This is a genomic window from Rhizobium sp. 01T437, from assembly GCF_056398505.1.
In genome coordinates this window covers 256703-281706 of the sequence record NZ_JBFTPM010000010.1, presented here as the reverse complement: position 1 = coordinate 281706, position 25004 = coordinate 256703, and the positions used below count along the sequence as shown (strand labels likewise).

At 60.1% G+C, this 25004-nt stretch carries 18 protein-coding genes and 2 pseudogenes; 9 read left to right on the top strand and 11 right to left on the bottom strand.

Annotated elements, in window-relative coordinates; translation table 11 throughout:
* Nucleotides 1-2: 2 nt before the first annotated feature.
* From AC1DM5_RS22355 to AC1DM5_RS22325, 7 genes are all read right to left on the bottom strand, one after another.
* Nucleotides 3-1073, bottom strand: coding sequence for a phosphotriesterase family protein (locus tag AC1DM5_RS22355; RefSeq protein ID WP_477822333.1), 1071 nt, complete (start codon nt 1071-1073; stop codon nt 3-5).
* Complete coding sequence (locus AC1DM5_RS22350) at nt 1073-2077, bottom strand: ABC transporter permease (RefSeq protein ID WP_477822332.1); 1005 nt, start codon at nt 2075-2077, stop codon at nt 1073-1075. The genes AC1DM5_RS22355 and AC1DM5_RS22350 overlap by 1 nt, the downstream gene beginning before the upstream one ends.
* The gene (locus AC1DM5_RS22345; protein WP_025668588.1) at nt 2074-2883 is read right to left on the bottom strand and encodes an ATP-binding cassette domain-containing protein; all 810 of its coding nucleotides are present in this window, start codon (nt 2881-2883) and stop codon (nt 2074-2076) included. Before AC1DM5_RS22345 ends, AC1DM5_RS22350 begins: the two co-directional genes overlap by 4 nt.
* Nucleotides 2880-3830 carry a substrate-binding domain-containing protein gene (locus AC1DM5_RS22340; protein ID WP_477822331.1) on the bottom strand — a complete coding sequence of 317 codons (951 nt, stop codon included), beginning with the start codon at nt 3828-3830 and terminating at the stop codon, nt 2880-2882. The genes AC1DM5_RS22345 and AC1DM5_RS22340 overlap by 4 nt, the downstream gene beginning before the upstream one ends.
* Nucleotides 3827-4888 (bottom strand): LacI family DNA-binding transcriptional regulator, encoded by a 1062-nt coding sequence (locus AC1DM5_RS22335; protein WP_439018241.1) that lies wholly within the window; start codon nt 4886-4888, stop codon nt 3827-3829. The genes AC1DM5_RS22340 and AC1DM5_RS22335 overlap by 4 nt, the downstream gene beginning before the upstream one ends.
* Before the next feature lie 340 nt (nt 4889-5228).
* Complete coding sequence (locus AC1DM5_RS22330; protein WP_477822330.1) at nt 5229-7283, bottom strand: ATP-binding protein; 2055 nt, start codon at nt 7281-7283, stop codon at nt 5229-5231.
* A gap of 317 nt (nt 7284-7600) precedes the next feature.
* Nucleotides 7601-9136 carry a sensor histidine kinase gene (locus AC1DM5_RS22325; RefSeq protein WP_477822329.1) on the bottom strand — a complete coding sequence of 512 codons (1536 nt, stop codon included), beginning with the start codon at nt 9134-9136 and terminating at the stop codon, nt 7601-7603.
* 1259 nt (nt 9137-10395) lie between these two features.
* Here AC1DM5_RS22325 and AC1DM5_RS22320 point away from each other — a divergent pair.
* Nucleotides 10396-10695 carry a GCG_CRPN prefix-to-repeats domain-containing protein gene (locus AC1DM5_RS22320; RefSeq protein WP_477822328.1) on the top strand — a complete coding sequence of 100 codons (300 nt, stop codon included), beginning with the start codon at nt 10396-10398 and terminating at the stop codon, nt 10693-10695.
* An 80-nt stretch (nt 10696-10775) separates the two neighbouring features.
* Here AC1DM5_RS22320 and AC1DM5_RS22315 read toward each other — a convergent pair whose 3' ends face one another.
* Complete coding sequence (locus tag AC1DM5_RS22315) at nt 10776-12893, bottom strand: carboxy terminal-processing peptidase (RefSeq protein WP_477822327.1); 2118 nt, start codon at nt 12891-12893, stop codon at nt 10776-10778.
* Nucleotides 12894-13431: 538 nt separating this feature from the next.
* On the opposite strand from AC1DM5_RS22315, the pseudogene AC1DM5_RS22310 reads away from it, so the two are divergent.
* The 6 genes and pseudogenes from AC1DM5_RS22310 to AC1DM5_RS22285 form a co-directional block, all read left to right on the top strand.
* Nucleotides 13432-13733: pseudogene (locus tag AC1DM5_RS22310) on the top strand (transposase); the annotation flags it as partial.
* A 242-nt stretch (nt 13734-13975) separates the two neighbouring features.
* Nucleotides 13976-14150 (top strand): annotated as a pseudogene (locus AC1DM5_RS22305) (histidine/lysine/arginine/ornithine ABC transporter ATP-binding protein); the annotation flags it as partial.
* Between the two features lie 173 nt (nt 14151-14323).
* Nucleotides 14324-17572 (top strand): adenylate/guanylate cyclase domain-containing protein, encoded by a 3249-nt coding sequence (locus tag AC1DM5_RS22300; RefSeq protein WP_477822326.1) that lies wholly within the window; start codon nt 14324-14326, stop codon nt 17570-17572.
* A gap of 73 nt (nt 17573-17645) precedes the next feature.
* Nucleotides 17646-18326, top strand: a complete 681-nt coding sequence (locus AC1DM5_RS22295; RefSeq protein WP_007822094.1) for a peroxiredoxin-like family protein — start codon at nt 17646-17648, stop codon at nt 18324-18326.
* Between the two features lie 35 nt (nt 18327-18361).
* Nucleotides 18362-18520 carry a hypothetical protein gene (locus AC1DM5_RS22290; RefSeq protein ID WP_162748179.1) on the top strand — a complete coding sequence of 53 codons (159 nt, stop codon included), beginning with the start codon at nt 18362-18364 and terminating at the stop codon, nt 18518-18520.
* Between the two features lie 256 nt (nt 18521-18776).
* Complete coding sequence (locus tag AC1DM5_RS22285; RefSeq protein WP_477975652.1) at nt 18777-19610, top strand: SMP-30/gluconolactonase/LRE family protein; 834 nt, start codon at nt 18777-18779, stop codon at nt 19608-19610.
* An 8-nt stretch (nt 19611-19618) separates the two neighbouring features.
* Here AC1DM5_RS22285 and AC1DM5_RS22280 read toward each other — a convergent pair whose 3' ends face one another.
* Nucleotides 19619-20311, bottom strand: a complete 693-nt coding sequence (locus tag AC1DM5_RS22280) for a GntR family transcriptional regulator (protein WP_477975650.1) — start codon at nt 20309-20311, stop codon at nt 19619-19621.
* A gap of 156 nt (nt 20312-20467) precedes the next feature.
* Here AC1DM5_RS22280 and araD point away from each other — a divergent pair, with 156 nt between their 5' ends.
* Together araD and AC1DM5_RS22270 are read left to right on the top strand one after the other, a co-directional pair.
* Nucleotides 20468-22204 (top strand): L-arabinonate dehydratase, encoded by a 1737-nt coding sequence (araD, locus tag AC1DM5_RS22275; RefSeq protein ID WP_477822323.1) that lies wholly within the window; start codon nt 20468-20470, stop codon nt 22202-22204.
* Nucleotides 22205-22221: 17 nt separating this feature from the next.
* Nucleotides 22222-22944 (top strand): ribonuclease activity regulator RraA, encoded by a 723-nt coding sequence (locus AC1DM5_RS22270; protein ID WP_477822322.1) that lies wholly within the window; start codon nt 22222-22224, stop codon nt 22942-22944.
* 145 nt (nt 22945-23089) lie between these two features.
* On the opposite strand, the gene AC1DM5_RS22265 is transcribed toward AC1DM5_RS22270, so the two are convergent.
* Entirely contained in the window at nt 23090-23863 is a 774-nt protein-coding gene (locus AC1DM5_RS22265) for an SDR family oxidoreductase (protein ID WP_477975648.1), read from the bottom strand.
* Nucleotides 23860-24846 carry a D-erythronate dehydrogenase gene (gene denD, locus AC1DM5_RS22260; protein WP_477822320.1) on the bottom strand — a complete coding sequence of 329 codons (987 nt, stop codon included), beginning with the start codon at nt 24844-24846 and terminating at the stop codon, nt 23860-23862. Before denD ends, AC1DM5_RS22265 begins: the two co-directional genes overlap by 4 nt.
* Between the last annotated feature and the right edge of the window lie 158 nt (nt 24847-25004).

Here is a 25004-nt window from a genome sequence, read left to right as displayed (position 1 = left end):
GGTCAGGCGCTGGCCTGAAAGACTGATTTCGGATTGGCGCGCATGAAGATATCGAGCGTCGCGTCGTCGAGACCGTGACGCTTCAGGCGCGGCAGGAAGTGGCGCAGGATATAGGCATAACCGTTGCCCCCGTAATGCTTGAGCATCATCTTCAGAAAGACGTCGTGGGAGAGCAGGAGGCGATCCGCATGCCCCATCTCGACGAGCTTGACGAGCGCGCGAGCCGCCTCCTCGTCGCTCGGGCATTGCACCTGCTGATCGGCATAGAAGAAATCCATCCCGATCATGTCATATTCGAGAAACGCGCCGCGGGCGGCAAGCTCGGACTGATAGGTGAGATCGTCATGTGACGGGTTCATGTGGCAGAGCACGGTGTGCCTGAGATCGCCGCCTTCGGAGGCGACGATATCGAGGACCTTGTGGCCCAGGCGGTACCAGCCGGGGAGATGGACCATCAGCGGCAGGCCAGTGCGCACCTGCGCCTGGGCAGCACCGCGCAGCGACTTTTCCTCCTCGGCAGTGAAATCGGACGACACGCCGATCTCGCCGATCAGGCCGATCTTCACGTCGCTACCATCCGCGCCGACGATGGCTTCGGAGACGATCTCGTCGGCGATCTCGGAAGCAGACATGCCGGCGACCTTGGCCGGATGCGAGGAACCAAGATAGAAGCCGGCACCCATGACGATATTCAGTCCCGTCGCCCTGGAAATCCGCCGCAGGGCAAGAGGATCCCGGCCGATGCCCTGGCACGTGGGCTCGACAACCGTTCGACCGCCAAGACCGGCAAAGTCCTGGAGTTCAGTGACAGCAAGCTGCTCATCGTCGAGCGTAATGTTGTGCTTGTTGACGAAAGGGTCCTGCCTGAGTTCGCCGAGGATCTCCATGCAGACGAAACCTTCGGCAAGGTATTGCCGCTCAGGCGTCTTCGGTGCATGCCACCAGCAGCGGCAATCGTTGAGGATGTGCTCGTGCATCAGCGTAACGCCGATCTCCGATACGGAAACCGGCCCCGAGACCGTCATCACCTTCCCGGATCGCACGTGACCCGGCGAAAGCTCATCCGTTACCATCAGCTTTTCCTCCTGCCGGCCAGACGGAAGTTTGCGGTGAAGATGCGGGTGTTCAGCCAGATGGCAACCAGAATGATGGCGCCGGTGACGATCTGGGTGAAGAATGGCGAGATATGCATCAGGATCAGGCCGTTGCCGATGACGGCGATGGTCATCGTGCCGAGCACCGTGCCGATCATTGTGCCGCGCCCGCCCATCAGGGAGGTGCCGCCGAGCACGACCGCGGCGATGACCTGCAGTTCGAAGCCGACAGCTGCGTTCGACGAGCCGGAGCCGAGACGGGCCGCAATCAGGAGACCGGCAAGCGCAGAGGCAACGCCCGATACGAGGTAAACCGAGGCGACGATCCATTTGGCCGGCATGCCGACGCGGCGCGCCGCCTCCATGTTCGATCCCACCGCGATAATCTGCCGTCCATATTTGGTGACGGCCATGATGACGTAGCCGACGATCGCGACCAGGATCGCAATCAGTGCCGGAACGGGAAAGCCCGCCAGCTCGCCGCGCCCCAGGTAGAAGAAGCCGGGCTCGTTATTGATCGGAATGGAATAGCCCTGTGTCAGGTAGAGGGCCACGCCACGCAGGATGGAAAGCCCGGCAAGCGTTACGATGAAGGCTGGAATGTTCTGGTAGGCGATAAACCAGCCCTGCAGCAGACCGACGATACCGCCGAAGGCGAGCATGCCGATCGAGACGATCGGCCAGGGTATGCCTGTGGCGAGAGTAATGGCGGCGACGGCGTTGATCAGAGCCAGCATCGAACCGACTGACAGGTCGATCCCGCCGGTCACAATGACGAGGGTCATGGCAATGGCGACGACGAGGATGGGAGCCGCCTGGCGCACGATGTTCAGGATGTTGCCCGTCGTCATGAAGGTGGTGGTCGTTAGCGTAAAAAAGACGAGGCATGCCAGAAAGAAGAAAGCGATCGACAGGACCTGGGCGTTTTCACCCAGAAAGTCCGCCATCGGCGAGCCCTTGGCGCGTTCGGTGTAGACGGTCAATGTCTTTCTCCCCCGACGATGAGCTTGACGAGATCCTCGAGATTGGTCTTGCCGATATCCCGCTCGGCAACCTTGGTGCCTTCGTACATGACGGCAATCCTGTCGCAGACCCGAAACAGGTCCTGAAGACGGTGGGTGATGAGGACGACCGAGACACCCTTCGCCTTGACCCGGTTGATCAGTGAGAGCACGGCTTCGACCTCGGCAACCGCAAGGGCCGATGTCGGTTCATCCATGATCAGGACCTTGGGCTGGAAGGAGGCGGCACGGGCGATTGCGATCGCCTGGCGCTGGCCACCGGACAGCTTCTCGACCTTGGCGGAGAGACGTGGAATGCGGATTTCCAGCGCATCCAGCATCTTGCGCGCCTCGCTCATCATCTTCTGACGGTCGAGGAACGGACCCCTGGTGAGTTCGCGCCCAAGAAACAGATTGCCGACGACATCGATATGGTCGCACAGGCTCAAATCCTGGAAGACCATTTCGATATGGCGGCCGCGGGCATCCGCAGGTCCGGAGAGATGAACCTCCTCGCCGTTCAGCGAAATCGTCCCTTCATCCGGCAGGTAGGTTCCGGAGATGATTTTGGTAAGCGTTGACTTACCGGCCGCATTGTCACCGACAAGACCAAGGCACTCGCCGGGAAAGAGGTCGAGATCGACGCCACGCAGCGCCTGATGCGAGCCGAAAGTCTTGCGGATCCCGCGCAGCGAAACAGCAGGTGTCCGGGCGGACGAGCCGGAGGAATGCGGGGAGGCTTGCGCCTCCCCGGCCCCGGCATAAACAGGCCGGTTGTCCGTCATCATTTGAAGACGGCCCGGTACGGCTCGACATTTCCCTTCGTCACGATCGTGATCGGGACGGAAATGCTCTTTTCGACGCTCTGACCTGCGGTCAGCTTGGCAAGAGCCTCGACCGCCGCCTTGCCTTCGCCGGCAGGATCCTGCTGGACGACGGCAACCACGTAGCCGTCGTCGAGACCCGAAATCGCCTGCGCGGTCAGATCCCATCCAAAGACCTTGATACTGTCCTGTTTGCCCTGGCTTTGGACAGCGGCGATCGCGCCGAGGAGAGCCGGTTCACCGGTTGCATAGATCGCCGTCATGTCGGGATTGCCAGTAATCAGGTTTTCGGCAGCGGCAAGTGCGTTATCCTGGATGTTCTGGCCGTCGACGACGCCAGCCGCCTCGATGCCATCGCTCTTGACAGCGTCCTCAAAGCCCTTCTGGCGAACGTTCTGGATATAGGAATTCAGGGCGCCGACCACGCCGAACTTGGCTTTACCACCCATGTTCTTCTTCACGTAGTCCACGAAATAGGCGCCCATGTCGGCACCGGCCTTGCCGTTGTCGACGCCGATCTGCGATTTCTGCGGGCCGTCCGGCAGGATCGCGTCAATGGCGACAACCGGAATGCCGGCATCCGAAGCCTGCCTGACGGCAGGCATGATACCGTTGACGTCGATTGCGACGACGATCAGGCCATCGACCTTCTGCTGGATGTAGTTTTCGATAGCGCTGTTTTGCGCGGCCGCTTCATTGTTGGCGTTGAAGATGACGAGCTTGTCGCCGGCAGCATCCGCCGCCTTCTGTGCGCCTTCATTGATCTGGTTGAAGAAAAGGGCCTGCTGGTTGATCTGCACCAGTGCATAGGTCTTGCCTGCAGCCTGAGCAAGTGAGGCTCCAAGCGTTGCACTGGCCAGCGCGGTGAAGGCAAGAGCGGCGGTAAACGCCCGACGTCTGATCTGTTTCATGTTCTCATCCTCTGGTTTTGTTCTCGTTGCTTATTATGGGTCGACGGCGGCGCAACGGAGTTCCGCACGACGATTTCGACTGGCACGAGTTCCTCGGTGGCGAGCGATTTGCTCTCCTGCCAGTTTGTTTCGAGAAGAAGAGATAGGGCGCGCCGGCCGATGGCGCGCACCGGCTGTCGGATCGCAGTCACTGGCGGCGCAAAGAGGTGCAACGGACTGACATCGTCGAAGCCGATGATCGACAGGTCCTCGGGGATCGATATTCCTTTCTCCCTCAGGACTTCGATCATGCCGATGGCTATTTCGTCGGAACTCGCAAAGATTGCCGTCGCCGGCATGCCTTCTTCCAGGAAGCGGCGCGCCATGTCGCGCCCGCAGGCGATCGTATATTCGCCGCTGTAGCGCCGGATCGAGGCATCGTCGCCGAAACGCTCCTGCAGGCCCTTGCGCAATCCGTTGAAGCGCCGCTGCGTGCTGATCATTGCATCGGGGCCGCCGACATAGAGCACGTCGCGATGACCAAACTCCGCCAGATGACGTCCCGCGAGATGACCGCCCTGGAAGTTGTCACAAAAGAGCTTCGGGACACTGGCAAGCGGAACGTCTTCGTCGACGACGATGACCTTGCCTGTTCGATTGATGAGAGCTGCCAGATCCCCGTTGTCGGGATGGTTGGTGACGAAAACCAGGCCGTCGACGTGATTGTGCTCGAGCAGCCGAAGATAGGCGACTTCACGGCCGGTCCGGTTGAGAGTGGCATAGAGCGAAACGGCAAGCCCCCGGTCGTTCGCCTCCTCTTCGACCGCCGCCACCATGGTCGCGAAGAATGGGTTGGCGATATCGGGTACGACCAGTCCGATCGTGTCGGAACGCCCGCGGCTCAGCCGCCGTGCGTGAGGGTTCGGCTGGTATTTGAGGGAAGTGATAGCGTTTTCGATACGCTGCTTGGTGAGCGCCGGCAAATCCAGCGAACCGTTCAGCATGCGCGAGACGGTCGTCACCGACACACCGGCAGCTTTCGCGACATCCTTCAATCCTGGGGTACGTCCATGCGCCATCAGCTTTGTAAACCGCTTTAGTAAAACGCTTTACTTACACTCCATGACAAGGGATTGCCTGTCAAGAGCCGTTATCAGCTGCCGACGATTCGATTTGGGAGGCCGACTAAGCCGCCCCGTGGAAATGCGCCGCTTCGGTTTCGACTGCGCGCGTCGCCAGCCATTCGACGAGCCATGGTTCTCGTGGGCAGGCGAAGGGCTCTTTAAATCAGTTGGTTAGCTTCCGGAGGAATACGGCGATCTCGTCTTTCTCGAAGTCGCAGACCATTGCTCGCTGCGAAGCCGCCCGCAACAGTCGCAACCACACGAAAAATGCGTCTCACACAGACGTCGAAGCTGATCAGCCTTTCGTCGGAATTTCCAGACGCACGACGTTTGCCGATTGGATCGCCGAGGTCCTCGCCTTCTCGAGGCAGGCGGCTAGATCCTCGACCTTGAAGGGTTTCGGGACGACCGGACGTCCGACTTCGGTACCAGCCTCCAGCCTGTCGCTATAGCCGGTCATCAGCACGACGGGTAGAGACGCATTTCTGCGGCGGATCTCCTCGGCAAGTTCGATGCCCGACATGCCCGGCATCATGATGTCGCTGACGATCGCCTCGATTTCAGGATGGCGGTTCAGGATCTCGATCGCCTCGGGTCCACCTGCAGCTACGAAGATCGTCGGCACGATGCCGTCAAGCGCCAGTCGCACGGATTCCAGCGATGCCGGTGTATCGTCGACGATCATGATCGTACGGGGAAGGCTCACCGAAGGAGCTGTATCCGCACGCACCGCCCGCGGCTCGTTTGAGCGCGGCAGAAGCAAGGTAAAGGCGCTGCCGTGGCCGGCCAGACTTGCGACCTTGACTGCACCGCCGCTGCCGGTGGCGAAACTGTGGACCTGCGTCAGACCAAGGCCCGAGCCACCATCCTTCTTGGTAGAAAAGAACGGCTCGAACACCCGTGCGAGATTTTCCGGGGCAACACCTGTCCCGGTGTCGGAAATCGTCAGCGCGACGAACGGCCCCTCCAGCCCGGAATCCTCCGTGGCGGCGTCGAGCACATTGCGGGCGGAAATGGTCACCTTTCCACCTCCCGTCATGGCTTCGCGCGCATTCGTCAGGATGTTGATCAGGGCAATTTCAAGCCCCGCAGGATCGACGTGAACCGGCCAGGTATCTTCCGGCACCCTGATTTCCATCAGGATCGCGTCGTTGACGGCTTGGCGCAGCAGCGGAGACGATTCGGCAAGCCTGACGTCCAGCTCGACCTGGGAGGCGCCCTGGTTGGAGCGCCTTGAAAACGACAGCAGCCGTTGCGTGATCGCCTTTCCCCGGGCCACGCCATCGCTCATATGCGCCAGAAGCTGCGTCACGCGCTGTTCGTCATTTCGTCGCCTCTTGATGCCCTCCACCCCGGACTGGAAAACCATCAGGAGATTGTTGAAATCGTGGGCCGCCTGCCCCGTCAGCTTTCCAAGCGCATCCATCCGCTGCCAGTTGGCCATGCTCTCCCATTCCCGGTTTCTGGCGCGCACCTCCCTATAGAAGAGAAATACAGCCGAGCCGGACAGCAGGAGCGTGAAACAGCTCGCCGTCACGAGCAGCATGGTGGCCCTGCGCGCTAGCCGCTCATAGTCGGAGACCGGTAGACCAACCCTTACCCGCCAGGGCGTGTCGGCGAGCGCAACTTCGGCGACCCGAAGCTCCATCCCGTCCTTGAGGGTGGCCGCGCCGATGTCCTGGCCTGAAAAGGTTGCGAATTCGCTGGCCGGATTACCGGCAAGCGCGGGAGCGCCGGTCGATGCCACCAGACGGTCCTGTCCATCGACGATCCAGGCCGACCAGGATCCTGGAAGTCCATTGGCATAAAGCAGCTTGGTCACGATCGTTGGACGGATCACCACCGACAGGACGGCTCTCAAACGATCGCTTCTCTGGATCGGAGCGCGCAACGCAAAGGCCGCCTCGCCTTTCGACCCGATGGCGATATTGCCGACCAGGGCGACACCTGTGCGAACCAGGGCGTCGTGGCTTTCCATGTCCACAACGCGCGTATCGGCCGACGGATCGAGCGGTGGAAACGACAGAACCACCTCGCCCTTCTCGTTCGAAATCCGGATCTGCTCCCATTCAGGCACCCGATCGCGCAGACGCCGCGCAGTCTCGGCAAAAGCCGCGCGGGGAATCGGTGGGTCGAGGCGGGGAGAGTCGGCGACGATCGAGAGCAACTGGATCTGGCTCTTGAGTTCACGTTGAAGAGTGGCGGCCAGCGTTGCTGCCCGGCCGCGAATGTCATCGTCGAGAGCGGCTTGCTGCTCCTTGATGAAGAACCTTCCCATCAGCGCCGCCAGTATGATGACCGGAATGAGCGACGCCGTAATGAGAAGGAGTGCTGGCCGGGTTTTGTTCAACAGACACTCCGGATGTGTTCTTCGAGCCCTATCAAATAATCCAGGGCACGAAACTTGCAATGCCAAGCTGCGAAGAGACCGAACTTTCCCCCTAAAGATACGCGGTGACAGCAGAGCTGGTATCATAACTCGGCTTCCGAATGGGTATGCTTCAACCCGTCAGACCGCGTCGCCAGCCGGCTGTCGATGCGAATCACGCACGTCATTTGTCTAAGTCTTCCAGATCGCCAGCAGATCACCGTAGATCTGAGGTCCATGGACGTGTGGCGTCAGAACGCCGCACACGTTGTCCGCCGCTCCAAATGTCCGGCACTCAGCTACCGTGCGGTAATCGACAATAGAGCGGTAAAGACGGTACCTTGCGCCCGCTCGGTATCGTAGGTCCCATCCATCTGGCCGACGAAGGATTTGATCAATCTGCTTCCCATGCCGGTTTCTGTTGCAACCGGCTCATATCCGACGCCGTCGTCCGCCACTTCAAGCAGGACCTTGCCATCGGGACGCTGAAGCAGTTTGATGCGGATATGTCCGTCGGCCCGGCCGACAAAGGCGTATTTCATGCTGTTTGTCAGAAGTTCGTTGAGCAGCAATGCAAATGGCGTGGCCTTATCCGCATCGATCCTAATGTCGTCGATCTCGAAGGTCAGCTTGATTTCGCGATCATGCAGCCCGACCAGCGTGCGAACCAGGTTTGGGACGAACTGCCGTGCAGTGACGCTACTGAACTGATCGAAGCCATACATTTGTTCGTGCACCGCCGACATGGCGACGATCCGCTCGTTCACCCTCCGGACGGTTTCAGGCCGCAAGCCCTGCAGCCGGATGAGCGCCATCACGGTCTGCAGATTATTTTTCACCCGGTGATGAATTTCCCGCATCAGCACCTGATTGGTTCGAAGCGCCTCGGCAAGTTCGGCGGTGTGGCGCGCGTCCGCATGCGCCAGCCTCAAGATCTTCAATCCGCCGACCACGGCCGCGCAAAGGGCCAGAAGAACGATCAGCGCAGCAATCGAAACATCGGTCCAGAAGGGCTTGAGGATTGCCGCGGTGTCGGCCGATGCGATGGCGACGAAGGGTGTGCGCTCGACGATGCGGTATGCCACCAACCTTTCGACCTGGTCGACGGGGGAGACAGACACATAAGAGCCCGATGTTGCCTTACGCATATAGTCGGTAAACAGGACGTAGTTGCCGAGATCGACAGCTTCTTTCGGCTCGGGATATCTGGCGATCAGCTTTCCATCGCGCCTCAGGAAGCTCACCGTCGAGCTTGGCCCGAGCGACGCAGCGTCCCAGATCGATCGCAGCATCCCGACATCAAACGCCAGGATCGCGACGGCTTCGAACTTGTCGTTCCGCTCGATGCGCGCAGCCGAGAGGAAGACGTGGCGATCTGTGTTGCGCATGACCGTCATCGCCGACGTATGGTCCTCAGCGCCATTGGCCAGGCGGCGGAAAAAGGTCTGGTCGACGATGTCGGCGGGGCTGCTTTCCCGGTCGGTCGAATAAAGCAAGGTCCCGTCCGCGGCGACCACATAGGCGGTTGCCGTGGTCGGCAATTCGGCCGTCGCGGCGTTGAACCTTCGAATGCGCTCTCCGTCTGACAAGTCCTCTGCCGTTCCGAAGGCATCGTCCATGCGGTGAAGGGTCTGGCGCGCCAGGGAGTTGATCCAGATCGCGTTGGCTGCAACGATCTTGGCCGTGGCTGTGACCTGATCTTCCCCACGCGTAACGGCGGACATGTAGCTCGAATGCAGCCAGAAGCCCAAGACAAGCGAGAGCGCAAGGAACATTGACACGAGGGCGGCTATCGCAGCCCTGCCGACAATCGTGAAGCCTTTCGTGAGGCCCATCGAATCCCCATGGATTTAACAGGCAGCACTGTCGGATAGCAGGCTATCAGAGTCAAGGATAGGTTGCAGCCGCCCCACTCCTCCCATTCTCTGCAACCCGATTTAGCGGACTAACACACTCTTTCCGAGATTGCTGGCCAAGGGTTCCGGCTCATGAAATCGGGACCCCAAGACAATGTCGTCATGATCGGTGACCCAATGGCTCTGGCCAGTGTCAGCGTGGAAGGCAAGCGATCGGACGAGTTCGGAAGGCTCGATTGTGAGGCGGCTGACATTGCTGCCTTTCGACGAGAATTATGGTATTCTCAAAATTACGGTTGTCCTTGGCTGGGAGGCAGTTGATGGTCGCGCGAAGGGACATGACAAGCGACGAATGGAAGTGGCTTGTGCGGCTCTGCCAGCACGAAGCTGATAGCATTCCCAAGGCGATCGAAGCGAGGTTAACCGAGCTCGGACTATCCGGGCCGAATGGTCTTTCGAACGAAGCGAGAGACCTGGTCCAACATGAATTGTTGAATGAGCGGCGAAATCGGCTGCAAGGCCTTCATTGACTTGTTGATCAGACACAAAGGAAGTATGCAATCTCTTGTGTGAGATCCAATCCGCAAGGCAAGATCTTTCTGCGAGCCGACAGGTGCGACAGTGCTTGCAGCATGCGATCTGTTCGTGCCGGGCAAGATCGGACTGAACGATATAGTCGTCTGCATTGTCGCGTACCGGTCAAAGCTTCACGATAGGAACTATCGTCTCGACCCTTCGTTACCTCCGCACAAAAGCGAGGTAACGTCATGAAGAAAATCATAGGACTATCGGCGGCGATCTTTGGATTGATCTCCACTTGCGCCTTTGCGCAGGCCCCAGCTGAACCATCGCCGCTTCCACCCCCATCGCCAGAATCCAGTAGGGAGAATCCGCCACTTCCGACGAATTCTTCACGCAAGAACGAAGAGCGCGCGGACGCTGATTGGCGGTCGCAGCCGAGGGAGCGCGGCGCCCGGTTCCACATCGAGAACGGCCAGACCAGGATCGACCTCAGGTGCGCCGACGGGGACTCCACGAAGGATTGCGCCGACGCAGTTCTGCAGGTGCTGGAGCATTTGCAAACATCCAACTCCGGCAACAACGATCGACGCGGCGATGACCGACGTGATCGCTGGGAGCGCGACTAGCAGCTGAAGCTGTCCCTCAGGTGAACGGCGTTTTCAGCCTCGGTTCACCAGGACAGGCGCTAAATCCCTCCGACAATCGGAGAAAAGAAGATGCGAAAACTGCTCGTCACTATAGCCCTTCTCGCAGCCGGAATAACGGCTGGAGCCGCCAATGCCGCACCTGTCGGCAGCATGACGGCGCCAGCAGCCTCGAACATCATAACCGTCGATTTTGCATGTGGCCGCGGTTATCACCTGAGCCCGCGCGGTTTTTGCCGACCCAATCGGTGGGCACCGCCGCCGCGACGCTACTACGGTTGGGATCGCAGCTACGGTTGGGATCGTCCCCATCGCGGCTGGCGCGAATACAGGCGCTACGAGCGCTCGGATCGCGATCGCGACTGGCGGTAATCACTCCTTTCGCCGGCCGGAATCTCGATCATCTGCTATAGTTCATGCCGGTGATCGACCGCCACCGTTATCGGGTATGACTATTTCCCGTTCGTGTCCCCAGATTGTTTCGTAGCTGCCCGCAACACGCCCTTCTGCAAATCCGCCTCGTCGGCAAGAATGGCCGCTGCCTCGTTCAGCAAGACGTCTTTTGCTTTCTTGCGTGCATTTTCAATGGCAATATCAGCACTCAGGCTGCGCTCGTTTGACTCCAGGCCATCATCTCCACCGGGACCTTCGCCATCGCCTAACTCGGCTCGAGACTTCCGTCGATTTTCTCGAGCAGTCGCTTCTTTGCGGCGTTCGGCTTCATTGAGAGAGATAATTCCCTTCTCGCGCTGCGCCTTCAGGTCGGCAATGTCCTTCACAAGACCTTGGAAGTCCGGATCGCTCCCAACCCGCGTATCGTGGCGGCTTTGCAATGTGGGCAGCAACTTCGTGACCGTGTCGGCGGGCGTGTAGTTTGCGGGCTTGATCTGCGCCCACGGCAGGGCATTGTCATAACTGGTCTCGCCGAAGCTCGTCGGATCGGAAAGTCCAGGCAAACTGATATCAGGCGTCACACCGCGCAGCTGCGTCGTACCGCCGTTAACCCGGAAAAACTGGGCAATCGTCACTTTCAGCTCCCCGAATTCGGGTTTGCTGTTGCGAACCATCTGGTCAAGATCGACGACGGTCTGAACCGTCCCCTTCCCGAAACTGGGTTCGCCGATGATCACGCCTCGACCGTAATCTTGAATTGCCGCAGCAAAAATCTCTGAAGCCGATGCCGACCCGCGATTGATCAGAACACCCATCGGGCCTGTCCAGACAGGCGCTGCAAACTCAGCGCTTCTGACCTCGACCTTGCCGTCGCTGCCGCGTTGCTGAACCACCGGGCCATTGCCGATGAACAGACCGGTCAGATCAATCGCCTCGTCCAATGAACCGCCGCCATTGTTGCGCACGTCAATGAGAACGCTATCGACCTTTTCTTGCTTCAGTTCGTCAAGAAGCTTGGCGACATCGCGGCTTGCACTTTTATAGTCCTTGTCGCCTTTGTGCCGGGCCTCAAAATCCTCGTAGAATGTCGGCAGAGTAATCACCCCGATTTTGCGCGTGACGTCGCCCACGTTCACGGACAGCACGGTCTTCCTGGCGGCCTGCTTATCGAGACTGATTTTATCGCGCACAAGGCTGACAACGCGGTGCGTGCCATCTGCGCCGGCATCCGCCGGCAGGATGTCCAAGCGCACGACGGAGCCTTTTTTCCCGCGTATCAATTGCACGACTTCATCAAGGCGCGTGCCTACAACTTCTTTTATCGCACCGTCCTTTCCTTGACCGACGCCGGTAATGCGGTCTCCGACCGAGAGCTTGCCGGACAGCTGGGCCGGACCGCCAGGCACGAGTTCCCGGATCGTCGTGTAGTCGTCGCGCTCCTGCAGTACCGCACCGATACCAAACAGTGAAAGCTTCATCGAGATATTGAAGTCGGCCGAAGCGCTCGCGCCAAAATAGTCGGTGTGCGGGTCGATCGACGTCGCATAGGCGTCCATGAACAACTGGAAAACGTCGTCACTTTTGTACTGGTAGGCGCGCTCGAGAGCGTTTGCGTAGCGTTTGTCGAGCGTTTCGCGAATAGCGGTGTCGGTTTTGCCGGCGAGTTTCAACGGCAACCAATCGCTTTTGACGCGCTTGCGCCAAAGCTCATTGCTCTCGGCTTCCGACTGCGGCCAGGGCTCTTTGTCGCGCAGTACGGAATAATTTTCCTGCACACTGAAATCGAAGTCCTGCTTAAGCAAATTGCGCGCGTAGTTCATGCGATCGACAATACGCTGTTCATACGCGTTGAAGATCGCAAACGGGATCTTCAAATCCTTCTGTTCGATGGCGTCGTCGATCTCGCTGCGGTCAGACATGAACCTGTCGATGTCGGCTTGCAGGAAGAGCACATGGTCCGGATCCAGTGACTTGATAAACTGATCCATAATTCTGGCCGACAAGGCATCGTCGAGTGCAATGGGCCTGTAACTGTATCGCGTGAGAAGTTGTGCACTCAACTGCGCGGCTTGCGCCTGTTGCTTTAGCGGCGCCAAAACAGGAGGTGATGCGACTTCAGCATAGGCGGACTGCGCGACTGCAAGAAATGCAGCAAGAAAAAGGTATGGTATGCGCATTCAGCTTCGATCCAATTCTTAGTGCCTGTTATCGATGTGCGATCTAGGCGGGTAATTATGGTTTTTTGGCAACCAAATGGTAAACGGCATGGTTTGCAAAGCCGCGAAAAACCATCCGGCACGATCGGTCGGGAGGCAGTGAAGCCCATCGGGGCTTCAGCATAGCACCACGCAAAGCGCGCGGGAAAGCGGGAATTCGCGTCACACGAGGTCGTGACAAGGGCAGCCGCAGGAGCTTCAGGATAGCGGTCCGCAGGGAAGCGGGGCCAACTGCCCTAGGACTTCGCGTTCCGCCTTCGGGCCGCGCTCGCCACAAGTCGCGATCCTCACACCTGCCAACCAGCCAGCACTGCCTCACCTTCTTCAGTTCACCCCGGGTTCGGCAAGTGACCGCCTACCGACGCATGTCGTATTGATATACTGATGCATTAGCGCTTTAGAACCTCTTTGCGTAGCATGACGTGCCCCCGTCAAATTGGGCCATTCAGACCTGGGATTTTCCACTTATGATCCCCGTTCGGAAGAAGAGGAGAATTCGATGAAGGCCTCGAAGTTTTCAGAAGCGCAGATCGCGTTCGTTTTGAAGTAGGCAGAGGACGGAACGCCGATCGGTGAAGTCTGCCGCAAGGCAGGAATTTCGGACGCGACCTTCTACAACTGGCGCAAAAAATACGCAGGGCTGATGCCCTCGGAGATGAAGCGTCTGCGGCAGCTCGAGGAGGAGAATGCCAAGCTCAAGCGGATGGTGGCCGACCTGTCGCTGGACAAAGCCATGCTTCAGGACGTGCTGTCAAAAAAGCTCTGAGGCCTGCCCGCAAGCGCAAGCTTGTCGACACTTTGAGAGGCGGTGAAATCGCCATGGCTGCGACGGCGGCACCGGCGGAAAGGAGTGCGCTCCTGCGTGTCATGGAAGAAAAGGTCTGGGTCATTTTCGGCTGCCTGCGGCTTCTTCGTTGAGGCATCAGGCGACACTGAGTTCGTCTGACGGGCTGATAGTGCCGCAAGCGTGGGGCGCTCACAATTGCGCCAATAGTTTCGATTTTATTGCGAAATCTGAAATGGTGACGGTGGTCGACGGTCCCGATGGCCGCAGTATGCTGATCGTGACGCACGAGATGGCGTTTACGCGCGACGTTTCCAATAAAGTTTCTTCACGAGGGTGTCATCGAAGAAGCCGGCGCGCCTGCCGAGCTTTTCACGCAGCCGAAATCCGAACGATTTCGGCAGTTTCTGTCAGGGCGAGGCGACGCCGTTTGACGTGCGCTTCAGATCCCGTTCGCAGCCTGATATTCAACGTTGACACGTCAATCCGACCACTTGTTTAGTGCTTGCAGGCAAGTGGCAGCAGGTTCATGCTTGTCTTCGCTTTTGAAGCCCGCCAGTAGCGGCTGATCAGCCGAACAAAGTGGGCTCTTCGTGAGACGCGTGCGATGGAATGCGCCGGCTGCGGTTTCGACATTCAAAGCGGTTTTGCTTTCTGTCCGCGATGCGGCGCAAAGCAGCCGCTCTTGTGTGCTGGCTGCGGCTACTCATGTCAGCCCGATTTCGCCTTCTGCCCCCGTTGCGGCGCGTCGCTTGCCAGCAAAATGCAGCCCGTCCTGAAGTCAAGTACCGAGGTGGCGGTACCGGAAAAATCAGACAGCGATGCCGATCGGCGGCCGGTGACCGTGCTCTTTGCCGATCTCTGCGGCTTCACCACTCTGAGCGAGCAGATCGACCCCGAAGTCATGCGGGCGCTGCAGAACGAATTGTTCGAAGAGATGACCCGGGCGGTTGAAACTTATGGAGGCTTCGTCGACAAGTTCGTCGGCGATGCGCTGCTGGCGTTGTTCGGCGCGCCTGTGGCGCATGAGGACGATCCGATCCGAGCGCTTAACGCGGCGCTCGACATGATCGATCGGGCCACCGAGGTCGGCACGCGCTGGCGTTCACGCGCCCGCGTACCGCTGCGGCTGCATATCGGCATCAATAGCGGACCTGTCGTCACCGGCGGTTTCGGTGCGGTTGGCGCAAAGTCCTATTCTGTCACCGGCGACACGGTGAATACGGCACAGCGCCTGCAGTCCATGGCCGGCGAAAACGACATCCTCGTCGGGCCGCTGACCTATCGCCTCACCCGTCATGCCTTTGCCTTCGATAGTCTCGGCGCGCAGACACTTCGGGGCAAAAGTGGTAACGTCCATGTCCATCGACTGACAGGGCTCCTGGAAGCGCCGCATACCGCGCGGGGGCTCGAAAGTTTCGGCCTGCAAGCGCCGATGATCGGACGGGACGCGGAACTGTCGCGGTTGCTGACATGCCTCGATCTTGCCTGCGGCGGCACGGCACAGCTTGTTCGCTTGATCAGCGAAGCGGGCATCGGCAAATCACGCCTGGCGAATGAATTCGTGACAATCGCCGGCAATGCCGGCCGTTTCCCGGGCCTCGCCATTCGCAAAGCCACTTGCTCTCCCCTCGGCGAACAATCCTATGGTACGCTTGCCGCCGTGGTGCGGAGCGCCTACAGCGTCGGCGAGCGGGATGATCCCGACAGGACGCGGCAACTGCTGTCGACGGGGTTTCGCGCGTTGGATTTCACGCAGGAGGAAGTCGAGGGGCTTTTGCCGCTCTTCCTGCATGTCCTCGGCCTCGGTGACCCCGACGGCGCGTTGCGGCATATCGAGCCGGAGCAGTTGCGGCGGCAGATCTTCTATGCGGTCCGCACCGTCTTCGAGCGGCGGCTGGGACAGGGTCCGCTGCTGCTCGTTATCGAGGATCTGCATTGGGCGGACGCCGCCTCGCTGGAAGTGCTTCGCTTCATGATGGACCGGCTGGAGCGCAGCCGGCTGATGCTGCTTGCGATCTACCGGCCGACATCGCAGACCGACCCGCTGAATTCCGATCGTGTCAGCGTCACCGTGCAACGCCTTGGTCCGCTCATGGCAGCCGACGGGCAGAAGCTGCTTGCCGCGTTTTTCGGCGAGGCTCACGGAAAGCTGCCGGTCTCGATGCGAAAGCGCATCCTTGAGCGGGCCAGCGGAAATCCGCTTTTCATCGAGGAAATCCTTCGGGGACTGATCGACATGGGCACGTTGCATCATGACGGTCAGCACTGGCATGTTGCGGCCGAAGACACGGATGTCGATATCCCGGTCAATCTGCAAGCGCTGCTGCTTGCCCGCGTCGATCGTCTGCCGCAGGAGATAAGGCGGTCGGCGCAAGAGGCGGCGGTGGTGGGACCGAAGTTCGATACCGCGCTCCTGCGCACCGTCGCCACCGATCCGGCCGGCATCGATGCTGCATTGGATTACCTCTGCGACGCCAATATCATCGAGGAACTGCGCGGCCCCGATGCCGCTGTATCGCCGGGCTATCGATTCAGCCAGACGCTGATGCATGACGTCATCTACCATAATCTCCTGCTGCAAAGACGCATGGAGCTTCATCGACGGATCGGCCAGTTTCTGGAACGCCAATATGGCGCCTCTCCCGACCGGCCCGAGCATCTGGCGCTGCTCGGCCACCACTTCAGCCTAACCACCGAAAGAGCCAAGGGAGCAGCCTATCTGATGGCGGCGGGCGATCTGGCGCGCAAGACCTACGCCAATGACGATGCGATGCGCCTTTACCGCCAGGCGCTTGCTGCCTTCGCAAACGAAGCGGAGGTGACGCCGGAGCAACCGGCACTCCTGGAGCGCCTTGCCGATCTCTGCGGCCCGGCCGGTCTGCGCGACGCTGCCTTGAACCATTACCAATGCGCGCTTGCGATCCATCGCTCCAAGGACGACCCTATCGCCGCAGCGAGGATACTGCGAAAGATCGGCCGCCTGCATCTCGATGCCGGGCGCCGCGATCAAGCGGAGACACATTGCGCCGAGGCTGAAGCACTGATCGCGGCGATCGATGCGCCGGTCGAACATGCGCATCTTCTACAGGAGCGCGGTCATCTGGCCTTCCGCATGGGGGATCAGGCCGCTGCCGCCGAGTGGGCCACGCAAGCCCTACAACGCCTGCAAACGCTACCGATCGACGGAACGACTGAGGCCGGACGGGAGGCAGCGCGCGCGATGGCGGAGGCGCTGAACACCAAGGGTGCCGCACTTGCGCGGCTCGGGCGGCGGCGCGATGCCGTGCAGGAAGTGGAACACAGTCTTTCCGTCGCCGAAAAGGCCGATCTGCAAAGTGCCGCCTGTCGCGCCTATTCCAATCTCGGTGTCCTCTACACCATCGTCGATCCGGGCAACGCCATCAGGATCTGCCGGCGCGGACTGGAGGTGGCGACCCGTATCGGCGATCTCGGCTTCCAGGCGCGCCTTCTCGCCAATCTCGCAGTCTCCTGCTGCACTTTCACCGATCGCTGCGCCGCCGAAGGCGTGCCGGCGGCGGAAAAGGCCGTCGAAATCGACCGGGCGCTCGATCAGCGCGATCATCTCTCCGTGCCGCTGATTGTGCTCGCCCAGATTCATCAGTGCCATGGGCAGCCGAAGCTAGCTCGTAAGTATTACGAGGAAGCCCTTGAGGTTGCGAAGGAAATTGACGAGCCGCAATTGCTCTTTCCGTGCTATGATGGTCTGGCGACACTCAGCCTCGAGCATGACGACATAGACGAGGCGGAACGGTATTTCACGCTGGCACAGGATGTATGCATCCGCCACAACCTCGATCCAGCCACGCTCGTCGTATTGCCGTTCCTCGACTGACTGTCCCCGTTGCAACGACTGCAGGAGATCGATGAGGAGAATCGTATCCAACGCATAAAGGGAGGAATGAAAGATGCAGGAGAACCACGTAGCAAAACCATTGCAGCCAGGAGATCGCGCGCCGAACGTGGTGCTGGATGCGATCACCCGCCAGGGCAAGATCGCCATTGACGATTTTCGCGGCCAGAAGCCGGTGCTCGTCGGGTTGTTCCGCGGACTGCATTGCCCCTTCTGTCGCCGGCAGATCGCCGCTATGGCCGAACTCACCGATGCCTTACAGGAGAAAGGCATCGATAGCCTGACCGTCGTCAACACGCCGATCGATCGCGCCCGCCTCTATTTCCGCTACCACCCGCTTCCCAATCTGCTGGCGGCTTCCGATCCGGAACGGGTATCGCACAAGGCCTTCGGCCTGCCGAACCTTCAGTTCACGGAAAACGAGAACGACTGGCCGCACAAAGTCAGCATGAGCACTGTGTCCTCGATGCAGATCGACATGCCGGGCGAGCTTCCGGCGCCCATGGGCGTGATGGAGGCGGTGGAATATCTCGACAAGGCGGATGGCTATGAATTCACCGAGGACGACACGCAGATGATCGCCACCGGCCACGGCCAACTTGTCGGCGAATTTCTGCTCGATCGAGATGGCGTCGTGCGTTGGTGTTTCACCGAAGTCGAGGATGGTGGCCGCCATATGTTCGGCGGCCCCGCCCCGCGGGAGGTGATGTCGGCAGCTTCGAACATGGCAGTCTGAGACGAATTGCTGGTGCGACAAGCGACGACAAGATTATGTCGTCGCTTGAAGGACTGATGGTGACCGATCTTCTGGTTACCGAGAACATGGATGGGGAAAACACAACCATTCATCGTGGCGGATCCCACACCCGCAGTCCTGACAGCCGCTACCACCCGTCGCGTAAAAAGCTGCCGCGCAAACCTCATCCCTGAGGCCCAGAGGATCCTTGTCCGCCGCCCACGCCAAAATCCCGTTCGTTTGGATAAAATCTCAATTAGTTTGGATGTCATCGCAGGGCTGAAACTGGAAACGCAGGTCGCGGGCACCTACCTAAGTTATTGGTCCTACGCAGTCGGCGTTTGAGAATACGATTCTGGAATTCCAATAAGCTTAGCTAGAATTACGATTTTTTTTGATCCAGAATTCCCTTCTTTTGGTGCGGACACGGCGAGGCAAGCCTGGGGCGAAATGACGATCACATTCGAAGTCTTCTCCGACCACTGGGCGCATCTCGGCGAGAGCCCGATCTGGTCGGAGACTGAAAATTGCATCTGGTGGGTTGATACCGATGGCCGCAGGCTGCTTCGCACCGATTCGACAACCGGCAAGACCTCGACATGGGACGCACCCGAAGCAGTCGGCTGCATTGCGCTGCGGACAGATGGAACGTTGCTCGCAGGCCTTGCGACCGGCATTTTCCTCTTTGATCGGCGGACAGGCCTGTTCACGCGCGTCTGYGCGCCGGAAAGCCGCGCGGATGTCCGCTTCAACGATGGTACGCTCGATCCGGCCGGCCGGCTCTGGGCCGGCACGATGCAGCGGGAGATGGCAGCGCCGGCCGGAGCGATCTTCTGCATCGAGCCCGATTTYAGCCACCGCCGGGTCTTCGAAGATTTCTGGACGCCGAATGGCCTGGCCTTCGATCCGATACGGCAGAGAATGTATTTTTCCGATTCCCATCCTTCGGTTCAGGCCATCTGGGCCTGCGACTATGATCTTGCCACCGGCACGCCGTCCAACCGGCGGGTCTTTGCGACCACGCATGCCTTTACTGGACGGCCCGATGGCGCATTCGTCGATGAGGACGGCGTCTACTGGATTGCCGGTGTCGGCGGCTCGCAGTTGCTGCGCTTTGGGCCATCGGGTGAACCGCTTGAGCCGGTGGAGCTACCGGTAACCCATCCGACCAAGCTCGTGATGAACCGGACAATGCCGCGCGCAGTCTTCGTCACCACGCGACGCATCGCCGATCCGGATCAGAGCGACGCCTCCGGCCATCTCCTGCGCTGCCTGCTTGTCTGAGGCTGCCCTTAGCGCTGGACGAAATCGGGATATTGTTCGCAGATGAGATCGATGATCGATAGCGTACCGGACAAGTGCTTGCGCATAGCCGCGACCGCCCTTTCAGGCTCGCCGGAGCGAACCGCTTCAACGATCGCACGGTGATCGGCAAGCACCGTCTCCAACTTGCCGGGCATCGGCAGGTTGAGGCGGCGCAGCCTGTCGAGATGGACGCTCAGACGCCGCACCGTTGCCCAGAGGCCCAGAATGCCGCTGCGCTCAAAGAGCGTGCGATGGAAATCCCTGTCGAGTGAATCGAACTCGTCAAACTGATCCGGCGAGGCCACCGCCTCCTGTTGCCCAAGCACCCGCTCCAATACCTGCGCCGTCTCGGCCGGGCTTTCGAGCGTCAGCCGGCGGACCGCCTCGAGTTCGATCGACAGCCTGAGGAAATGCGCCTGGGTGGCGTGGTCGATATCGATCTTGGCGACAACAGTCGCATATTGGGGATAGACCTCGACCAGTCCCTCCTCTTCAAGCCGTATCAGGGCGTCGCGCACCGGCGTCTGGCTGACATTGAACTCGCTCTGCAGCGCGATGCGGGACAGAACCGTTGTCGGCGTCAGATCCATGGAGAGAATGCGGGAACGAAGGATTTCAAGAATTTGCGGCGCGACCTGGCGCGTTCGGTCAAGGGCAAAATGCGTCCGATTAACTTTCACGCCTGGCCATCCATCCTGTCGAAGCACTGCCGACCGTTTAAACATATTTTGCGGCTTGATGCACTGATACATTAGTGCTTTAGTCAAGCCAATGCAAAGCCGTTTCGCCAGAAGCGGGACGGCATTTTCTTCAGTTCGAGACAGGACTTCAAAACGATGAAGGCCAGAAAGACACCTTCCAAGCTGCGCAGCGCCAGATGGTTCGCGCCCGACGACCTCAGAAGTTCAGGCCACCGTTCGCGCACCATGCAGATGGGCTACGCGCCGGAGGAATGGGCGGGCAAGCCCGTCATCGCCATCCTCAACACCTGGTCAGATGCCAACCCCTGCCATGCGCATTTCAAGCATCGCGTCGAGGATGTGAAGCGCGGCATCTTCCAGGCCGGCGGCTTCCCGCTCGAACTGCCGGCGCTGTCGCTGTCGGAAAGCTACGTCAAGCCGACGACCATGCTCTATCGCAACTTGCTCGCCATGGAGGCGGAAGAACTGCTGCGTTCACATCCGGTCGATGGCGCCGTGCTGATGGGCGGCTGCGACAAGACCACGCCCGGTCTTGTCATGGGTGCGCTCAGCATGGGCCTGCCGATGATCTACCTGCCGGCTGGCCCGATGCTGCGCGGCAATTATCGCGGTGAATATCTGGGCTCCGGTTCGGATGCGTGGAAATTCTGGGACGAGCGCCGTGCCGGCACGATTTCCGAAACCGAATGGGTCGAGGTGGAGGCCGGCATCGCCCGCTCCTACGGCCACTGCATGACCATGGGCACGGCGAGCACGATGACGGCAATCGCCGAAGCGCTCGGGCTGACGCTGCCGGGCGCGAGTTCCATTCCGGCAGCCGATTCCAACCATATCCGCATGTCGTCGGCGGTCGGCCGGCGCATCGTCGAGATGGTCTGGGAAGACCTCGTGCCCGCGAAGATCGTTACACAGGCGGCAGTCGACAATGCCGTGACAGTCGCCATGGCGACAGGCTGTTCCACCAATGCCATCGTGCATCTGGTCGCGATGGCACGCCGTGCAGGCATACCGCTGACGCTTGACGATCTCGACCGTGCGGGCCGTACAACGCCTGTGCTCGCCAATATCCGCCCGACCGGCAAGACCTTTCTGATGGAGGATTTTTATTATGCCGGCGGCCTGAGAGCGCTAATGGCAAAGCTCTCCTCCAAGCTCGATCTCTCGACGATGACGGTCACCGGCGTAACACTCGGCGAAACGCTTGAGGGTGCCAGATGTTACAATGACGATGTCATCCGCTCTCTCGACAATCCGCTCTATCATGAAGGCTCGCTCGCGGTGCTGAAGGGCAATCTTGCACCGACCGGCGCCGTGATCAAACCCGCGGCCTGCGATCCGCGCTTCCACAGGCATCAAGGCCCCGCCCTCGTCTTCGACAGCTATCCGGATATGAAGAAGGCTGTCGACGACGAAACCCTCGACGTCACCCCGGATCACGTCATGGTTCTGCGGGGCGCCGGCCCGCAGGGCGGCCCCGGCATGCCGGAATGGGGAATGCTGCCAATGCCGAAGGCGCTGCTGAAGAAGGGCTATCGCGACATGCTGCGCCTCTCTGATGCACGCATGAGCGGCACGAGCTACGGCGCATGCATATTGCATATTTCACCGGAATCGCATGTCGGCGGCCCACTCGCTTTGTTGAAAACCGGCGATATCGTTCGCCTCGATCTCGAAGCCCGCCGTATCGACATGCTTGTCGACGATGGGGAACTGGCGCGCCGCCGTGCAGCCTGGGTCAAGCCGGCGGAAAAGTTCGGCCGCGGCTATGGCTGGATGTTTGCCCGCCACATCGCCCAGGCCGATACTGGCTGCGATTTCGATTTTCTGGAAACCGGCTTTGGGGCCACCCCCGACGAGCCGGATATCTATTGATTTCAGGAGGACAAGATATGACCACCACCTTGAGCCAGCAGACGCGAGAGAAGCTGAAGGGCGTTTCGACTGCGACCCTTTGTACCGCTCTTTTCAAACGCGGCCTGCGCAACCAGTTCATCCAGGACGTGCGCCCGCTCTCACCGAAGAAGACCAACATGGTCGGTCAGGCTTTCACGCTGCGCTATATCCCGGCGCGCGAAGACCTGAACACGCTTGATGTCTTCCGCAATCCGGAACATCCCCAGCGCGCCGCCGTCGAGCGCTGCCCGCCGGGCGCCGTATTGATCATGGATAGCCGGCGGGATGCGCGTGCTGCCTCCGCCGGCTCGATCCTCGTCTCGCGCCTGCAGGTGCGCGGTGTTGCCGGCGTCGTTACCGACGGTGGTTTCCGCGACAGCCCCGAAATCGCCGATCTCGATATTCCTGCCTATCACCACCGGCCATCGGCACCGACCAACCTGACCCTGCATCAGGCGATCGAGATCAATGTCCCGATCGGTTGCGGCGATGTTCCTGTCTTCCCCGGCGACATCGTGGTCGGCGACAATGAGGGCGTCGTGGTCATCCCCCTGCATCTTGCCGAGGAGATCGCCGACGAGGCCGTCGAGATGACGGCCTACGAGGATTTCGTTACCGAGGAGGTGCTCGGCGGCGCGACCATCATCGGGCTCTATCCGGCGACCAGCGAAGCACCGCGCGAAAAGTTTGCGCAATGGCGCAAGAGGAATAACCGATAGGCGCGGAAAGGGGCGGCTTCTGCCCTTTTTCATTCCTTGACGGCGCCTGTCATCGACGAGACGTAATAGTCCACGAAGGACGAATATCGAGCATTACACGCTATGTATGCGTATTTTCACGACTTTTCCGCCGGAGCACCGCCGGTCATCCACGCCCGACAAAGGGCATCTTGGTCGCCATCACAGTCATCGTCAGCACATTGGCGCTGAGCGGCAGGCCCGCCATATAGACGACCGCATCGGCGATATGGGCAGGGTCGATGGTCGCCTCTGCGGCAGTCGTCCCATTGGCCTGAAGAACGCCGGTGGAGATTCTTTTCGTCATGTCGCTTGCCGCATTGCCGATATCGATCTGGCCGCACGCGATGTCGAATTCGCGCCCATCAAGCGCGGTCGATTTCGTCAGGCCGGTGATGGCGTGTTTGGTCGCCGTATAGGGCGCGGAATTGGGACGGGGTGTCGTTGCCGAAACCGAGCCGTTATTGATGATGCGGCCGCCGCGTGGCGTCTGGCTCTTCATCAGCCTGAACGCCTGCTGCGTGCAGAGAAAGGCGCCTGTCAGGTTGGCCGAGACGATGGCGCTCCAGTCTTCGAAAGACACATCCTCCAGCGGCATGCCCGGCACCGAGACACCGGCATTATTGACCAACAGATCGAGGCGGCCATGCTGATTTTCGATCGCATCGAACAGTGCTCTGACCGAAACCGGATCGCCGACATCGGCCCGGATTGCGGTAACTTCCGCACCTGTCTCGCTGCCGAGTTCGACGGCGGCTTTTTCGAGAATCTCGGCACGCCGTCCCGAGATGACGACCCTGTAGCCGGCAGCCCCGAGCCCCTTGGCGATCGCGCGGCCAATGCCCGTGCCGCCACCGGTCACCAGGGCAATCTTCGACTGCGTGCCGGTACCTTCACTCATGCAATCCTCCCGCCGAGTTCATCCTCGATATGCACCTGCAGGATCTCGTCAAAACTCGCCTCCGCCTTGAAGCCGAGCGCGGACGCTCTCTTCGCATCGAACTGCGTCGGCCAGCCGGCGACGATGCGCTCGATCACCGGATCGGTCTCGCGCTTGATCAGCGTAACGGCCTTGTCGCCCGCAATCCGGCGCAGCGCTTCGATCTCTTCCGAAACCAGGGCCGAGAGACCCGGCATGGTCAGGTTGCGCCGCGACCCCACCTTTGCCGTGTCAATGCTCGCCGCGTGAACGAAGAAACCGACTGCCGCTCGTGGGCTCGCGAACCAGTGCCGGACGCTATCGCTGACCGGCAACACAGCTGGCTTGCCGGCGAGCGGCTCACGCAGAATATTGGAGAAGAAGCCGGAGGCCGCCTTGTTCGGTGCACCCGGCCGCACGCAGATCGTCGGCAGGCGAATGCCGATGCCATCGAAAATGCCACGGCGCGAATAGTCGGCAAGCAGCAGCTCGGCAATTGCCTTTTGGGTGCCGTAGCTCGTGAGCGGCGTGGAGAAGAACTCGTCGGGAATGACATCAGGGAAAGGCGTGCCGAACACGGCGATCGAGGAGGCGAAGACCACGCGCGGTACATAGGCGGACTTCAGGCCCTGATGGCGGATCGCCTCGAACAGTGCGCGCACACCATCGAGATTGACGGCATAGCCTTTATCGAAATCGGCCTCCGCCTCACCGGAAACGATCGCCGCCAGATGAAAAATCAGACCGGGCCGGGTCTCGACCAGCTTGTCGGCGACACCTGTCTGGGCGAGGTCGATCGTCAGGGTGCTCGACACGGACCGAAGAGCCTCGGGAACCGGCGGCGGAACTGCATCGACCAGCGTCAGTCGGCTGATCGCGGCGCCAAGCACACCGGGTTCGCGGGCAATTCTTTCGACCAGCTTGCGGCCGATCATGCCTGCCGCACCCAAAATCATCACATGCATATTGGCTTACCTCCCAGAGCTGCCGGCGTCATTTTTTCAAGACGATCTCGATGTTTGATCCGAATCCGTTCTCCCCAGTCTGATCCCGCGCACGTCACGCCAGGCGCAACGCCATCTGCTCCTTCAAATTTCCACTGCCTCGGACCGATACTCCGGAA

Excerpts from the sequence above, each read along its gene's own strand:
- AC1DM5_RS22355 (WP_477822333.1), bottom strand. The coding sequence starts at position 1,073 with ATGGTAACGGATGAGCTTTCGCCGGGTCACGTGCGATCCGGGAAGGTG.
- AC1DM5_RS22345 (WP_025668588.1), bottom strand. The coding sequence starts at position 2,883 with ATGATGACGGACAACCGGCCTGTTTATGCCGGGGCCGGGGAGGCGCAA.
- AC1DM5_RS22340 (WP_477822331.1), bottom strand. The coding sequence starts at position 3,830 with ATGAAACAGATCAGACGTCGGGCGTTTACCGCCGCTCTTGCCTTCACC.
- AC1DM5_RS22335 (WP_439018241.1), bottom strand. The coding sequence starts at position 4,888 with ATGGCGCATGGACGTACCCCAGGATTGAAGGATGTCGCGAAAGCTGCC.
- AC1DM5_RS22325 (WP_477822329.1), bottom strand. The coding sequence starts at position 9,136 with ATGGGCCTCACGAAAGGCTTCACGATTGTCGGCAGGGCTGCGATAGCC.
- AC1DM5_RS22320 (WP_477822328.1), top strand. The coding sequence starts at position 10,396 with ATGCGAAAACTGCTCGTCACTATAGCCCTTCTCGCAGCCGGAATAACG.
- AC1DM5_RS22315 (WP_477822327.1), bottom strand. The coding sequence starts at position 12,893 with ATGCGCATACCATACCTTTTTCTTGCTGCATTTCTTGCAGTCGCGCAG.
- AC1DM5_RS22300 (WP_477822326.1), top strand. The coding sequence starts at position 14,324 with ATGGAATGCGCCGGCTGCGGTTTCGACATTCAAAGCGGTTTTGCTTTC.
- AC1DM5_RS22295 (WP_007822094.1), top strand. The coding sequence starts at position 17,646 with ATGCAGGAGAACCACGTAGCAAAACCATTGCAGCCAGGAGATCGCGCG.
- AC1DM5_RS22290 (WP_162748179.1), top strand. The coding sequence starts at position 18,362 with ATGTCGTCGCTTGAAGGACTGATGGTGACCGATCTTCTGGTTACCGAG.
- araD (WP_477822323.1), top strand. The coding sequence starts at position 20,468 with ATGAAGGCCAGAAAGACACCTTCCAAGCTGCGCAGCGCCAGATGGTTC.
- AC1DM5_RS22270 (WP_477822322.1), top strand. The coding sequence starts at position 22,222 with ATGACCACCACCTTGAGCCAGCAGACGCGAGAGAAGCTGAAGGGCGTT.
- AC1DM5_RS22265 (WP_477975648.1), bottom strand. The coding sequence starts at position 23,863 with ATGAGTGAAGGTACCGGCACGCAGTCGAAGATTGCCCTGGTGACCGGT.
- denD (WP_477822320.1), bottom strand. The coding sequence starts at position 24,846 with ATGCATGTGATGATTTTGGGTGCGGCAGGCATGATCGGCCGCAAGCTG.